We start from the raw sequence: 13942 nt of genomic DNA, 5'->3' as shown, positions 1-13942 counted from the left end.
TTAGTTCCTTTAGGGCCGCGTACCTGTTCATGAGCAACCCCGATCGACCCGGACAGGGTCGAACGGATCGGGAACCCCCCGGTCACGAGCGAGCGGAATCTGCCAAACCCGATCAGGAACAGGTCCGCGAGGCGGTCGAGCGATCCAGAAGCGGCGCGCCGGCGGTCGGCGCGGTCGTTCGCGATCGCTTTTCGTCCGACGAAATCTTCCAGCGGATCGTCGCCGCGGCCGACGAGGAGGTGACCTCCGGGGGCCGCGAACTGTTCTTCAGCGGCCTCGCGGCCGGCTTCGCGATCACGATCACGTTCCTGCTGTACGCCACGCTGACGGCCTCGACCGACGGCCACCCGGTCTTAAGCAAGCTGTTGTACCCGCTCGGGTTCATCTACATCATCATCGGCGGCTACCAGCTCTACACCGAGAACACGCTGCCGCCGGTTGCGTTGACCTTGGAACGGCTCGCCAGTGTCCCCGCGTTGCTTCGCCACTGGACGATCGTACTGGCGGGTAACTTCACGGGCGGTGCGCTCGGGGCGATCGCGCTCTCCTACGGCGGCGTGTTCGACGACGATTCGGCGGCCGCCGCGATGGACCTCGCGCGACACGGCGTCGAGACGCCGTGGTGGACGCTGTTCTCGAAGGCGGCCTTCGCTGGCCTGATCGTCGCCGGCGTCGTCTGGATCGTCTACGCCTCCCGGGACACGATTTCGCGGCTCGTCGTCGTCTACATGGCCTTCCTCGCGATCCCGCTTGGGGACCTCTTCCACGTCGTCGTCTCCTTTACCGAGATGCTGTACATGGTCCTCGCCGGAGAGCTCGCCTTGCTCGTCGGCGTGACCGAGTTCGTCCTCCCCGTCCTGTTGGGCAACACCATCGGCGGGATCGCCCTCGTCACCGTCGTCAACTACTTCCAGACCAGCGAACACCGCCTCGAGTCTGCTCGCTTCGAGGGGGCCGATCGGCAGCTCTCGATCTCGGAGTGGCTGTTCGGCAGCTACGCGGGCCGGTCGTACGTTCCGCTGATCGATACGGCCGAGAGCCACGGGAACGGCAACGACGACTACCGCGTACTCGTGCCAATCTCGAACCCGCGGACCGAGTCGACGATCGTCGACCTCGCCTGTACGCTGGCAAGCGACCACGAGAACGCGACCGTCCACGCGGTTCACATCGTCCAGATGCCGGGTCGGGCGTCGATGCGGTACGGCGCGGGACAGACCGATCGGATCGTCTCCGAATCCGAGCAACGGATGGCGAGCATCCGGGAGCGGGCCCGCTCCTACGACGTCGACTGCGAGACGTCGACGGTCGTCTCCCACCGCTCGTTCGAGGACGTCTTCGACACCGCGGAGCGAGAGCGCGCGGACCTCGTGGTGCTCGGCTGGGGTGACGACCGACCGTGGGGCGAGGGCCGCGCCGAGGGTCGGATGAACGAACTGACCAGCAACCTTCCCTGTGACTTCCTCATCCTCAAAGACCGGGATCTGGACACGTCGCGGATCCTCCTCCCGACCGCGGGCGGTCCGGACTCGGACCTGAGCGCCGAGGTCGCGCGAACGCTTCGCGAGCAGACCGGGGCGGAGATCACGCTCCAGCACGTCGTCGCCAGCCCGGACGACCGCGAGCGCGGCGAGGAGTTCCTCACCGAGTGGGCCGCCGAGCGCGGCCTCGAGGACGCCGAAATCCTCGTCGACGACACGGGCAACGTCGAGCGTGCGATCTGCGAGAACGCCCGGGATCACTCGCTGATACTCATCGGCGCGACCGAGGAGGGCGTCATCTCGCGGCTGATGAGCGACTCGCTGCACATGGACGTCGTCAATCAGGTCGATAACTCGGTCCTGCTCGCGGAGCGCCCGAGCGACCGCAACGTGATCGAACGGCTGTTCGGCCACTGGTAACGGCGGAGTCCTAACGGTCCTCGATTGCCGCCCCACGTACTGTTTTCCCGCAGTTTCGCGTAGAACCGGTATGGAGTACACGACCCTCGGTTCGACCGGCATGGAAGTCAGCCGGCTCTGTCTGGGCTGTATGAGCTTCGGCTCGAGCGACTGGCGCGAGTGGGTCTTAGACGACGAGGAGAGCAAGGCGATCATCGACCGCGCGATCGACCTCGGAATCAACTTCTTTGACACTGCAAACCTGTACTCGAAGGGCGAATCAGAGCGGATTCTGGGCGAGGCGCTCGAGGGCCACCGCGAGGAGTCGGTTGTCGCGACGAAGGGCTACTTCCGGATGCGCGAGGACGACCCGAACTCGGGCGGACTCTCCCGTAAAGCGATCGAACAGGAACTCGCCGCGAGCCGCGAGCGGCTGGGAATGGACACCATCGACCTCTACCAGATCCACCGCTGGGACGACGACACGCCCATCGAGACGACGCTGCGGGCGCTCGACGATGCTGTTCGACGCGGCCACGTCCGATACATCGGCGGCTCCTCGATGTGGGCCCACCAGTTCGCCGAGTCGCTGCACGCGAGCGACCGACTCGGCCTCGAGCGGTTCGTCACGATGCAGAACCACTACAACCTCGTCTACCGCGAGGAAGAGCGAGAGATGTTACCGCTCTGTGACAAGGAAGACGTCGGCGTCCTCCCGTGGTCGCCGCTGGCTCGGGGCTATCTCACGCGTCCCCACGAGGAGATCGACGCCACGACCCGCGGCGAGACTGAAGAGCACATGTACGACCACCCCTACCGCGAGGGCGGCGGCCGCGAGATCAACGAGCGCGTCGCCGAAATCGCCGCCGAGAAAGGCGCGACGATGGCCCAGATCTCGCTCGCGTGGTTGCTCCACAAGGACTGGGTCGACGCGCCCATCGTCGGCACGACCAGCGTCGAACACTTAGAGCAGGCCGTCGAAGCCCTCGAGATCGAGTTATCCGAGTCAGACATGGCGTACCTCGAGGAGCCCTCTGAGCCGGTTCCGGTGTCAGGCCACAGCTGAGCGAACCTGGACTCGAGAGCCGCTCGGGAGCGCTTACGGAAGCTCTTCGGCGACCGCGATCAGGTCGTCCTCGGTGTGCCACTCGTGGAGTCGGTCCGCCGACTCGAGCAGGTCGAACACCCCGTCCTCCATCCAGCCGTAAGGGTGGGCCGCCTCGGCGTCGGGGTAGGCCCGCTTGAGCACGTGGGTCTTTTCGAAGTACTCCTCGGTGCCCGCGAGCAGCCCCTGTTCGACGAGGAAGCCGCTCGGGTCCCGCTCGGCGACACCGACGACGTGGCTCACGAGGTCCGCGAGCAGGCAGAACTTCTGGATCCCGTTGTCCCACTCGCCCCGGACGTCGACCATTCGGAAGGCGTAGGCGTCCGGACGGCGATTCAGCCGGTCGACGACGAGGTTCAGCCGGCGGATCGGCTCGCTGTCGTAGTTCCCGAGGACGAAGTACGACCGCTCGTTTTCATAGACCGGCCGGAGTTCGCTCACCGCGTGGAGGATTTCCTCGTTGTCCGCGAGCGAGAGTTCTTCGGTCTCGAGTCGCTCGGTCGCGCTCTCGAGAACGTCCTCCGGAACCGGCGGATCGTCGCCTGTCATACCCTCTGATTCTCGGGAATTACTGATAGTGGTTTCCGTGTCGTTTCCGTTTCCGATACCGTCGAGAAAGAGGCGGTTTACTCCGAGGTAATTTACTGCAGGGTAAACTACTTGGTGCCGCGATCCGTATCCGAGGGTATGAGCACCGACGTGGGGACTCCCGAGGGCCAGACCACCCGCGAACTCGTCCGTTTCGTGACTCAGGAAACGCGCTTTGCGCTGCTTTCCAATATCCTGCAACACCCCGAGGGGCTGCCGTCGATGTACGAACTCGAGCAGTTGAACCCCAGCGTGAGCGACGCGACGGTCTACAAACACGTCCAGAAACTGATCGACGCCGGGATGGTCGAGGCGGTCGCGTTGCCCGAGGACGAACGCCAGCAGGGTTATCCGTGGAAGTTCTACCGCCTGACCGACGAGGGTCGCGAGTTCCTCGCAAACCACAACCTGCTCGCGGCCGAGGAAACGCTGCGACGGATCTACGAGACGATTTCTGATAAACCCGACAAGATGGTCCGGTACGAGAACGCCCCCCGTCCCGACCTCGAGTGAGTCCCCAGCACGGGTCACTCTCACAGCGATGATCGGTGATCGGCCGTCGTCTCGAGGCGGTTCCGGTTCAGTCCGGACCCGAGTCGCCGCCCGCGCCGACGGTGAGCACCGGTACGTCCGCGTGCCTGACGGTTCGTTCGGTCGTACTCCCGAGAAGATAGCGCTCGAGTCCGGTTCGGCCGCGGGTCCCCATCGCGATCAACTCGATACCGTGCTCGTCGGCATACTCGAGGAGGCCGGTGGACGGAATTCCCTTTCTGACAGCAGTCACGGCGTCGACCCCGGCGTCTCGCGCTCGCACCGCGATCGCTTCGGTCGCCGCCTCTCCTTCGGATTCGAACGCGTCGAGGACGTCGCTCGGTGCGGCGACGTGCGGGCTGGCTGCGAAGTTGCTGACATCGACGATGTTGACCGCATGCACGCGTGCGCCCGCCCGCTTTGCGATCGCGAGTCCGTGCTCGACCGCGGCGGCCGCGGCGTCGCTCCCGTCGGTCGGCAGGAGGATCTCGTCGTAGTTCTCGATCGACTCGTCACGGTCGGTCGCTCGCGTGGTCAACACCGGAACGGGCGACTCGCGGACGACGCGCTCGGTGACGCTGCCCGCGACGTAGCGGTTCACTCCCGTTCGGCCGTGGGTCCCCATCGCGATCAACTCGATACCGTGCTCGTCGGCGTACTCGAGGATCTCCTCGGGCGGGTGCCCCCTGCGGATCTCTGCGCGGACGTCGTCCGACCCAGTTGCCATCGCTTCGATTCGCTCGATCGCCGCCGCGCCGTCGTCCTCGAGGCGGGCGATGAACTCCTCGTCGACGCCGCCGGCGTCGAAGAGCCCACCCGCGGCGGCCACGTCGACGACCGTGAGGACGTGAACCGGCGCGTCGAACCAGCGGGAAATCGCCAGCGCGTGTTCGGCGGCCCGAACCGCGTGGTCGCTGCCGTCCGTCGGGACGAGGATAGCGTTGTACATCGTCGATACCGTGTTTCCGTTCGGTCGCCCGGGCCTTAAGCCACCCCGCAATTCTTGTGAATCGGAAACATGTCTCTCGGCGAGCGGCACAGTGCATCCACGTCAGCCGGTACACCGCCGCGACTACCAGACCTCGAGGACGAGGGAGACGAAGAGTCCGCCGTGCCAGACGACGATCGCGGCCGCGTACCGCGGGTCGGCCGCCGGGACCGGCGGGTGGCGGACGACCGCCTCCCACAGGAACAGCGTCGCCAGCAACGCGCCGCCGAGGAGCCCGTACCGGGGGGCGAGTGCGGTGTAGAGCCCCGCGACAGCGCCGAGCAGCAGCGACGCGAGCATGCCGGCGAGCAGTCGATCGTAGTGGTCCATCGGTATCCGATACTAGGGGATCTCCCAAGAAAAATCGTCAGCCGATTCCGATTCGGTCGGAGTCGGGACGCGGTTCTACAGGCGGAGCAGGCCGAGTGCCTCGGGGCTTGACCCCGAGGCGGTTCACGTTCGGTCAGTTCGGACCTCACATATCCGCTCAACGTCCGGTCGGATGAACTACTGCTCGTTCGCCGAAATCTCCCACCCTTCCTGCCGGTAAGCCATCTCCCAGAATCGATACTCGAGTCGGGCGCTCGTGAGGAAAGCCGCTTCCATCGCCTCGTACTGGCTGGGGTGGCGTTCGCCATACCGGTCGACGAACGTCCGCATCCAGTCGACGACCTCGCGGAACTCGTCGCTCGTGTACGTCTCGATGAAGGGCGTGTATCGATGGTCCTCGTCGGGTGCCAGCTCGGCCATGTGCTCGGCGATGTCGAGGTAGCCCTGCCCGCAGGGGTAGATCGCGGCCGCGATCTCCGGCAGTGTGCCCTCGTGGGCGGTTCGGACCAGAAAGTTCGTATAGGCGACGCAGGTCGGCGCTTTCCGGACGGACTCGAGGTCCCCCGGGGAGAGCCCGTAGTCGGCGGCGAACTCGCGGTGGAGATCCATCTCCTCGTCGAGCGTGGTGTGTGCGACCCCGAACAGGTGGGTCATCGTGTCCTCGTCGCGCGCTTTCGTCCCCGCGATCGCGAACACGCGCGCGTAGTCGAGCAGGTAGCGGTAGTCCTGTCGAACCCACGTTCGGAACGCGTCGTCGGCGAGCGTGCCGGCCGCGAGTTCCGTCACGAAGGGATGGTTCTTCTGTGCGTCCCAGACATCCGCGCCCGCCTCGAGGAGTCGATCGCTGGTTGCCATGATCGGAGAGACGGCCGCCGCGCTAATATTGGTGGGTGGTATGAGTTGGTTGTCGACAGAGGAAGTCAGGTCCGGTCCGGCCGAGTCGATCGATTCGACAGGGAATCGCGGGGTGCTTAGGACAGTCGCGCGGCGATGTCAGCTTCAGTGATGATGCCGACGGTTTCGCCGGCTTCGGTGATCATCACGGCCTTGTAGTGCTCGAGGAGGTTACTGATCTCGTCCAGCGTAGCGTCTTTCGAGACGGTCGGGAAGCTCTCGCTCATGTGTTCCTCGATGGGTTCGTCGCGGTCCTCGGAGTCGAGGTGGACGAGGTCGGTCTGGCTGATCGAGCCGACAGGAATGCCGTCCTGAATAACGGCGAGCTGAGAGTAGGCTTCCTCCTCCATCTTCTTGGCGGCGTCGCTGACGGGGTCGTCGGGACCGACGCTGACGACGGCTTCGTTCATCAAGTCCTCGGCGCGGATCACGTCGCTCTCGGCCTTTTCCAGGGCGTTGACGATCCGGCGGAGCGTCGAGAGACGCGGATCCACGTCGCCGCCCTCGATCCGGGCGATCAGCGGCTGGGAAACGTCGGCCGTGTCCGCGAGTTCGCTCTGCGTGAGCCCGAGTTCGGTGCGGCGCTGTCGGAGATCCGCGGGCGTCGGGAGTTCCATACGAATGGATAACTACGGGTTATAGAAAGTACTTTGGGTTGGTTTCGACTTCCGTCACGGATCGATGAATCGGGCGACCGGATTCCTCGAGTGCCGTCGCTGGGTCCCCGTGGCGTTCCGGTACTGAAACGGAACAAGAGTCGGTTCAGTAACGACAGCGCGGCCCTACTCGTCGTCTTCTTCGGTCTCGACCATGTCGACGACCGACAGCGGCACGTCACGCAGTGCCCCGCCGACCTCGCTCTTTGCGATTCGGGATGCGTGTTCCTCGCTGTCGGCGTTGAAGACTTCCATCTCGAGTGCGAGTCCGACGAGCGCGGTATCGGCCGCGATAAAGGCGGAGTCGAACGGTTCGCCGCAGGCGGGACAGCCCGTCGCGCCGACCTCGACCTCGACGTAGTCCATGTCTTCGCTGTTGAGTCGCTTCCCGGCTTCGCTGACGGCGACTCCGATCGCGTCGTCGATCGCGTCGACGTCACGAACGAGCCATGCCGCTTCCATCGCGACGAGATAGTTTCCCATATGGGGTGGTGGGTCCGAGGGGTTTCCTGCTTTGCGGTTCGTCCGCGCCGTCTTCCCCAGCGTCGGCCGCGGCCCAGCATGCGCACGAGAACCGGATAATTCTCATAAGTTACGAGAAATCCCCCCATCGATTGCCACCGACATACCCGTACATCGACTCGAGTACGCCTCCAGTTGTTCCCGTCGCAACTATAGTTTAATCGCAAGCAGGCGGTGACCCGATAGCGATGTGACGATCATTACATACTCAATTTTTCAAGAAGGCTTATATACACCCTCCGTCTGGGCATCGATGAACGCTGATGATATCCCGCGCGTACCACGCGACCCTGTTCGCACTGTACCAACTCTGTATCGTGGTCGGCATCGTCGCGATGCCGGTCGCGATGGCCGCCCGTCAGGCCGGTCTCACCCTTCCGGTCCACCGCGTCCTCGCAAACATCGAAACGGCCTACGAATCCACGCAGCGCTAAGGACGGTACTGGCCGACGACTGATCGCTAACTGGTTTTCCCGCCCGCCGATCGTCGACCCGCAGGACCCGAAATCGCGGCCGGCTCGCCGCTCGAGCCGGGACCGATCTCGACCGAGGGAAGCGGAAACCGCAATGGTGACCGCCGGTGTTTTATACCGTCCCGGTCGTACGGTACGATCAATGCGTACGCCCACACACGACTCCGATTTCTCTCGGACGGTCGACCAGTTGACCGACGATCCGAACCCCTACGAGCCGGAGGTCGGATCGATGCCCCAGAACGACCTCACGCAGGCCGACCTGGACAACGTCAACAAGACCGGGACGACGACGATCGGCATCTCCACCGCCGACGGCGTCATCATCGCGACGGACATGCGCGCCAGCCTCGGCGGCCGGTTCGTCTCGAACAAGAACGTCCAGAAGGTCGAGCAGATCCACCCGTCCGCCGCGCTCACGCTGGTCGGCTCGGTCGGCGGTGCCCAGTCGTTCATCTCGACGCTCCGCGCGGAGGTCAACCTCTATGAAGCCCGACGCGGCGAAGGAATGAGCATCGACGCGCTGGCGACGCTGGCCGGGAACTTCGCCCGCGGCGGCCCGTTCTTCGCCATCCACCCGATTCTGGGCGGCGTCGACGAGGAAGGGAGCCACGTCTACAGCATCGACCCCGCTGGCGGCGTCATGGAAGACGACTACACCGTCACCGGAAGCGGGATGCAACTCGCCTACGGGCACTTAGAGCAGGCCTACGAACCGGACATGTCCAACGAGGAAGCCAAAACTGTCGCCGCCCGCGGCATCAAGTCCGCCGTCGAGCGCGACACCGGCTCGGGCAACGGCGTCTTCCTCGCGGAGATCACCGACGAGGGCGTCGACATCCACGGCCACCACGACTTCGACGAAGTCCTGTAACTCCGTCCTGCACATAACGCGTCCTCTTTACGAGTTCGTCGAGCTACTGACGCGGTAGTACTGAACCTCTCTATAGAGCCACTGACAGTCAGTGCACACCTGATCGCACGACTGCATCGCGATCAGTGTGTACATCGTTTCAGTGGCTACTATAACCCTCGTAACGTGTCGCCTTAGTACCGAGAAGCCGCATCGCTCTTCTCGAGAGCACTGTTCTCCCAAACGTTATTATCACGGTAGTTAGAAGATTCGTGTGATGAGAGGACAGATCGGAGGGGGAAGCGAATGATCGGGGTAAGTACGCTTATAATCGGGGCTCTCAACGGAATCGGCGTCTGGGTCGCTTATAAGGCCGCACGCACGGGCGGGAAAACGGGATCGTATCGTCTCGCGGGTTTGCTCGCCGTCATGGCGGGTCTCGTATTCGTACTCAGTATCCCGTCGGTAGCTGCCGATAGTATTATCACACTGGGAGTGAACGCGGTAGTGTTGTTTTGGGGTGTGGCTGCCGTCTTTACGATTCCGTTCTACGTGACCGTCGGCAAAGGCACAAAGGCGGGCGTGAAAACGGTAAAAGAAAATCCCGAAAAGACGAAAGGGGCGATCGGGGCGACCTTCCATACGGTAATGGCTGCTCTCGGAATCGTTGCTACCGTTGGCAAGGCACACGAAGAATACCGGGACGAGAAACAGCAACGACAACGGCAACGACAACGGGACCAGCAGGAAAAGAAGAAGCAACGACAGCGAGAGCAAATGCAGAGTCAAACCGACGAGACACTCCAGGAAGCGAAATCCACAGCGTTGGGTTCCAATAATGCCAACGTACTGTGGGAAATGAACTGTCCGAACTGCGGGATAACTTGGGCGACCACCCAAGACAAGAAACTGGTCCGGGGCGATAACTTCGAAACACACAATTTCACGATCGTAAACGAGCGCGAGTGGACTCACCATCAGGATGAGGTACGCATCCAGTGTGGAGCGCCCGATTGTGAAAAAACCGAGGAGTTCACGAAAGCAAGTCTCTGGTAGTTGTAATCCACTTTCTGAATAGCCTTCCGCTGACGAGATACCGCCAGCCACGCCACCTGCCACGATACCGCTCGTACTATCGTCTGCTGTCTCGAGCGGGAGTCAATCGATCTGCGGTCGCTGTTCGGCCTCGAGTTGCGCCTCCGAGATTCGAGATTCCTCGAGTTGGATCGCCCGGCCGGATTCGCTCGAGCGGTAGATCGCGTCGATGACCCGTTGGACGGTCAGGGCCTCTTCGACGGTATTCGACTCCGGCGTCGCGCCCACGGCGATCGCCTCGAGGAACTGCTCGTCTTGCTTGCCGTAGCCGGTCAGGGTCTCGTCGCCGGTCATGTTGACGTCGGCGAAGTGGTCGCACCCGGCCGTGCCGGCCTCGAGAATCCGGAGATTCGTGTCGCCGATATCGAACTGGGCTCCCGCCTGCGTGCCGCGGACCTTGAAGTCCATGCTCTCCTCGCGGTTGGTCGCCCACGCGGCCTCGAGCGAGATGGTCTGGCCCTCCGCCGTGCGGATGAAGGCGCTGACGGAGTCGTCGACCTCGTAGGTTTCCGCTTCAGCGTCCCAGTTGTCGCCGAAGCCGTCGGGATCGGCGTACTCCTCGTCGGTGCCAAACGTCGTCCGGGCGACGCCGCTGACTTCGGTGATCTCGGGGAAGTCGAGCGCGTAGAGCGCGAGGTCGAGCGCGTGGACGCCGATGTCGAGCAAGGCACCGCCGCCGGCGAGTTCGGGGTCGGTGAACCACGAGCCGGGACCGGGGACGCCGCGCCGGCGGACGTAGTCGGCCTCGACGTGGGTCAGGTCGCCGAAGCGGCCGCGGGCGTGTTGTTCGTCGAACATGGCCATCGACGCGGCGTGGCGGTTGTGAAAGCCGACCATACAGATGCCGTCCGATCGAGCCGCCGCCTCGGCGATCCGTTCTGCACTCTCGAGAGTGTGTGCGAGCGGTTTCTCGACCAGCACGTCGAGTCCCTGCTCGAGGGCGGCGACGGCGATCGGTTCGTGGAACCGGTTGGGCGTGGTAACGATGACGGCGTCGACAGTGTCGTCGACGACGAGTTCGTCGTGGGTCTCGTAGGTGCGCGCGCCGAACTCGTCGGCGAAGCGGTCGCGTTGCTCCGGGACGAGGTCGACGCCCGCGACGACGTTCGCGCCGAGGTCGCGAATGCTGCGCGCGTGGAGGTTCCCCATGCCGCCGAGGCCGACGATACCGACCCCGATCCCGTCGCCGATCATGTGTCGGCCCCCGATTTCGGTCCAGCAGAGAGAGAGGTGCGCTGAGAAACCGTTCGTTTCGATGGCAGTTGTATCCGGTTCCGTTCCATACGGAGAGGCAGTCGGCGATCGAAATAAGGGTTGTGACCGATTAATCTGTACAACCATTTCGTATTTCACGTATTACGATACTATTACACCACCTCTATTCAGATATATTGACTAAATCTAGTATTTCAATTCCGTATTTCTGCCGCGCGGATCGACCGGATGATACCGCCGGCACGCCAGCGGAGAGCCGCCGTGATCGGTCGGCGGATTCGAGCGGGTAACGGCCGACAGTATAAGCATCCGGCGCGCCGACCGGGCGGCCATGGTCGCAGTCACGATCTGGAACGAGTTCCGCCACGAACGCGAGGACGACGCCGTCGCAGCCGTCTACCCCGACGGCATCCACGAGGCGCTCGCCGACGTCCTTGCCGACGACCACGAGGTTCGGACCGCGACGCTCGACGAACCCGAGCACGGGCTCACCAGCGACCTCCTCGAGTCGACCGATGTTTTGCTGTGGTGGGGCCACGAAGCCCACGACGAGGTCGCGGACGAGATCGCCGATCGGGTCCAGGAACGGGTCCTCGGGGGGATGGGCTTTCTCCCCCTGCACTCGAGTCACTACGCGAAGCCGTTCAAGCGGCTCATGGGGACGACCTGTAGCCTGCAGTACCGCGAGGACGGCGGCACGGAGCGGCTCTGGGTCGTCGATCCGGGGCATCCGATCGCCGACGGGCTCGGCGAATCGATCGAACTCCCGAAAACGGAGATGTACGGCGAGCCGTTCGACGTGCCGGAATCCGACCGACAGGTGTTCATAAGCTGGTTCGAGGGCGGCGAGGTGTTCCGCAGCGGGTGTTGCTATCGGCGCGGAAAGGGCCGGATCTTCTACTTCCGGCCGGGCCACGAGACGTATCCGATCTACGAAAACGAGGACGTTCGGCGGGTGCTGCAAAACGCCGTCGACTGGGCCGCTCCAACCAATGGCTCGCCGCGGACGTTCGGAAAGCGCGCGTAACCGGCCTCAGCTACAACTCTTGGCGACCCTCGTCGGTAACCACGCTCTCGAGCAGTTCGACCGGCGTCGCGTCGTAGGCGGGATTCTCGACGGCGAATCCGTCGGCGGGCTCGGGCATGACCTCGCTGCCCGGCCGGTGCTCGTTTTCGAAAACGAACCCCTCGCCGACGATCTTCGAAGCCGAGCCGAGGACGGTAACCGGCACGTCGAGTTGGGCGGCCGTCGCCGCGATCGGGAACGTCCCGACGCGGTTGTACAGCGTGTCGTCGACGATACAGTCCATGCCGACGACGACCCGATCGCACTCCTCGAGGTAGAGCCCGTGGGCGCTGTCGGTGAGTAGCGTCGTGTCGACGCCCTCGAGATCAGCCAGCGTGCGGGCGGTCTTGCGGCCGATGAACCGCGGCCGGGCCTCGGTGACGTAGACCTCGAACGTCTTGCCGGCCGCGGTCGCCTGCTCGAGGGTCTGGATCACCGTCGAGGAGTAGTCGTGGGTCAGCAGCGTCGCGCCGTCTTCGAGGACATCGGCGGCGTTTTCGGCCGCCAGCCGCTTGCCGGACTCGATCCGCGAGACGACCTCGTCGATCTTCTCGCCGGTGAGTCGCTGGGCCGCCTCGACGGTGTCGAGGTCGGCATCAGTCACGTCGCCGACGACCTCCCGCACGGCGTTTTGCAGCGAGGCATGGGACGGGTTCGCCCGCCGGAGTACGGAGCCGTTCCGCTCGAGGGCGCGAGTGTACTCCTCGACGGTGGCAAAGTCCCGCTCGAGTAACTCCTCTAAGGCGTGGGCTGCGCGGACCGCAACCACCGAGGAGCTGTGTGTCTGCATCTCTCGAATTTCCTCGGCCGTCTCGTCGATCATACGCAGATGTTTCCCGTCAGCCCAAAAGGTGTTCCGGGTGCTCTCATCGGTTCTGTCACGCGGCTTGCCGGTATCCGACGGCCGTTCTCACGCCTCGCCGTCGACATCGAATAGCCGCTGTAACTCGGCCTCGATTCGGTCGACGAGTTCCTCGAGGACCGTCTCGAACTGCTCGTGGTCGGCCGCCGCACCGGCTCGTTCCCGCGGGTTCTCGGGGAGTTCGACGCGGAACTCGCCGTCTCCTTCGTAGAACGGTTCGCTCTCGCTCAGTACCTGCCGGTCGATCGCTTTGAGAACCGTCGAGTCGTACTGGCCGTGGAGTTGCTGATAAGCCGCCGAATAGGCCTCCTCGAGTTCCTCGAAGTAATAGACGTACTTTTCCTCGAATTTTTCTGGGTCAAACTCGGTCATAGCCGTCCGTCAGCGCGCGGCCGGGTAAACGGTTCGGGACACCGCTGCTCTCGGCCCCACAGTCTCGCCGCCGCCCGCACGCTTACGTCCTCGAGACCCCTAGGACCGACGATGACAGTCACCGTCCGGTACACCTGTCCCCACTGCGGAGCCGTCGTGAGCCTCGAGCGCCCGCCGGATCTGGCCGACCGGTCAGTGACGAAGGTCCGCCAGCCGGGCTGGGAGTACGCCGCCCCGGACGATCCCGACCGCGAGTCGGCCGACGGGATCGAGTTCATCTGCGGCGAGGACGGCGACGTCACCGACCGCGAGGGCGAGCCGCTCGAGGGCTGTGGCCGCCCGTTCTATCTCAATTTCGTGCGCTACGAGAAGGGCGTCGAACTCGACCCTGATCCGCCGACCTACGGCGGGCCACGGTTCGACTTCAACGCGTAGAACCGCTGCTATCCGTCGCGGTTGGAGTGCAAGCGATGCACCCGCGAGCGACCAGCGAGAGCGAGCGGCTTTTTTGG

Annotated in this window: 17 protein-coding genes; 8 read left to right on the top strand and 9 right to left on the bottom strand. The window is 64.1% G+C overall.

The window, feature by feature from the left end; genetic code table 11:
- Positions 1 to 29 precede the first annotated feature (29 nt).
- Positions 30 to 1901, top strand: coding sequence for a formate/nitrite transporter family protein (locus ACJYUO_RS04315; RefSeq protein WP_494344164.1), 1872 nt, complete (start codon positions 30 to 32; stop codon positions 1899 to 1901).
- Between the two features lie 70 nt (positions 1902 to 1971).
- Positions 1972 to 2946, top strand: a complete 975-nt coding sequence (locus ACJYUO_RS04310; protein ID WP_494344163.1) for an aldo/keto reductase — start codon at positions 1972 to 1974, stop codon at positions 2944 to 2946.
- Between the two features lie 33 nt (positions 2947 to 2979).
- On the opposite strand, the gene ACJYUO_RS04305 is transcribed toward ACJYUO_RS04310, so the two are convergent.
- Complete coding sequence (locus ACJYUO_RS04305) at positions 2980 to 3534, bottom strand: DUF8170 family protein (protein WP_494344162.1); 555 nt, start codon at positions 3532 to 3534, stop codon at positions 2980 to 2982.
- A gap of 138 nt (positions 3535 to 3672) precedes the next feature.
- On the opposite strand from ACJYUO_RS04305, the gene ACJYUO_RS04300 reads away from it, so the two are divergent.
- Complete coding sequence (locus ACJYUO_RS04300; protein ID WP_494344161.1) at positions 3673 to 4086, top strand: helix-turn-helix transcriptional regulator; 414 nt, start codon at positions 3673 to 3675, stop codon at positions 4084 to 4086.
- 67 nt (positions 4087 to 4153) lie between these two features.
- On the opposite strand, the gene ACJYUO_RS04295 is transcribed toward ACJYUO_RS04300, so the two are convergent.
- The 5 genes from ACJYUO_RS04295 to ACJYUO_RS04275 form a co-directional block, all read right to left on the bottom strand.
- Positions 4154 to 5053, bottom strand: coding sequence for a universal stress protein (locus tag ACJYUO_RS04295; RefSeq protein WP_494344160.1), 900 nt, complete (start codon positions 5051 to 5053; stop codon positions 4154 to 4156).
- A 123-nt stretch (positions 5054 to 5176) separates the two neighbouring features.
- On the bottom strand, positions 5177 to 5422 hold the full coding sequence (locus ACJYUO_RS04290; RefSeq protein WP_494344159.1) for a DUF8015 family protein: 246 nt from the start codon (positions 5420 to 5422) through the stop codon (positions 5177 to 5179).
- A 177-nt stretch (positions 5423 to 5599) separates the two neighbouring features.
- Positions 5600 to 6277, bottom strand: coding sequence for a thiaminase II (gene tenA, locus ACJYUO_RS04285; RefSeq protein ID WP_494344158.1), 678 nt, complete (start codon positions 6275 to 6277; stop codon positions 5600 to 5602).
- Between the two features lie 116 nt (positions 6278 to 6393).
- Positions 6394 to 6933, bottom strand: a complete 540-nt coding sequence (locus tag ACJYUO_RS04280; RefSeq protein WP_494344157.1) for a CBS domain-containing protein — start codon at positions 6931 to 6933, stop codon at positions 6394 to 6396.
- 165 nt (positions 6934 to 7098) lie between these two features.
- Positions 7099 to 7455 (bottom strand): DUF555 domain-containing protein, encoded by a 357-nt coding sequence (locus ACJYUO_RS04275; RefSeq protein ID WP_006429905.1) that lies wholly within the window; start codon positions 7453 to 7455, stop codon positions 7099 to 7101.
- 302 nt (positions 7456 to 7757) lie between these two features.
- Between ACJYUO_RS04275 and ACJYUO_RS04270 the strand changes: the two genes are divergently transcribed.
- The 3 genes from ACJYUO_RS04270 to ACJYUO_RS04260 all read left to right on the top strand — a co-directional run bounded on the left by ACJYUO_RS04270 (position 7758) and on the right by ACJYUO_RS04260 (position 9876).
- The gene (locus ACJYUO_RS04270; RefSeq protein ID WP_494344156.1) at positions 7758 to 7928 is read left to right on the top strand and encodes a hypothetical protein; all 171 of its coding nucleotides are present in this window, start codon (positions 7758 to 7760) and stop codon (positions 7926 to 7928) included.
- Positions 7929 to 8109: 181 nt separating this feature from the next.
- On the top strand, positions 8110 to 8841 hold the full coding sequence (psmB, locus tag ACJYUO_RS04265; protein ID WP_494344155.1) for an archaeal proteasome endopeptidase complex subunit beta: 732 nt from the start codon (positions 8110 to 8112) through the stop codon (positions 8839 to 8841).
- A gap of 285 nt (positions 8842 to 9126) precedes the next feature.
- Positions 9127 to 9876 (top strand): hypothetical protein, encoded by a 750-nt coding sequence (locus ACJYUO_RS04260; RefSeq protein ID WP_494344154.1) that lies wholly within the window; start codon positions 9127 to 9129, stop codon positions 9874 to 9876.
- 102 nt (positions 9877 to 9978) lie between these two features.
- Here ACJYUO_RS04260 and ACJYUO_RS04255 read toward each other — a convergent pair whose 3' ends face one another.
- On the bottom strand, positions 9979 to 11109 hold the full coding sequence (locus tag ACJYUO_RS04255) for a Gfo/Idh/MocA family protein (RefSeq protein WP_494344153.1): 1131 nt from the start codon (positions 11107 to 11109) through the stop codon (positions 9979 to 9981).
- 352 nt (positions 11110 to 11461) lie between these two features.
- Here ACJYUO_RS04255 and ACJYUO_RS04250 point away from each other — a divergent pair, with 352 nt between their 5' ends.
- Positions 11462 to 12157 (top strand): ThuA domain-containing protein, encoded by a 696-nt coding sequence (locus ACJYUO_RS04250; RefSeq protein ID WP_494344152.1) that lies wholly within the window; start codon positions 11462 to 11464, stop codon positions 12155 to 12157.
- Between the two features lie 10 nt (positions 12158 to 12167).
- Here ACJYUO_RS04250 and ACJYUO_RS04245 read toward each other — a convergent pair whose 3' ends face one another.
- Positions 12168 to 13019 carry an eIF2B alpha/beta/delta subunit family protein gene (locus tag ACJYUO_RS04245; protein ID WP_494344151.1) on the bottom strand — a complete coding sequence of 284 codons (852 nt, stop codon included), beginning with the start codon at positions 13017 to 13019 and terminating at the stop codon, positions 12168 to 12170.
- A gap of 87 nt (positions 13020 to 13106) precedes the next feature.
- Positions 13107 to 13430: a DUF5783 family protein gene (locus ACJYUO_RS04240; RefSeq protein WP_494344150.1), complete on the bottom strand. Its 324-nt coding sequence runs from the start codon at positions 13428 to 13430 to the stop codon at positions 13107 to 13109.
- Between the two features lie 111 nt (positions 13431 to 13541).
- Between ACJYUO_RS04240 and ACJYUO_RS04235 the strand changes: the two genes are divergently transcribed.
- Positions 13542 to 13865, top strand: a complete 324-nt coding sequence (locus tag ACJYUO_RS04235) for a DUF7969 family protein (RefSeq protein ID WP_494344149.1) — start codon at positions 13542 to 13544, stop codon at positions 13863 to 13865.
- Positions 13866 to 13942: the final 77 nt, after the last annotated feature.

The organism is Natrinema sp. CRL1, from assembly GCF_059162405.1.
This window is presented reverse-complemented; position numbering and strand designations above follow the sequence as displayed.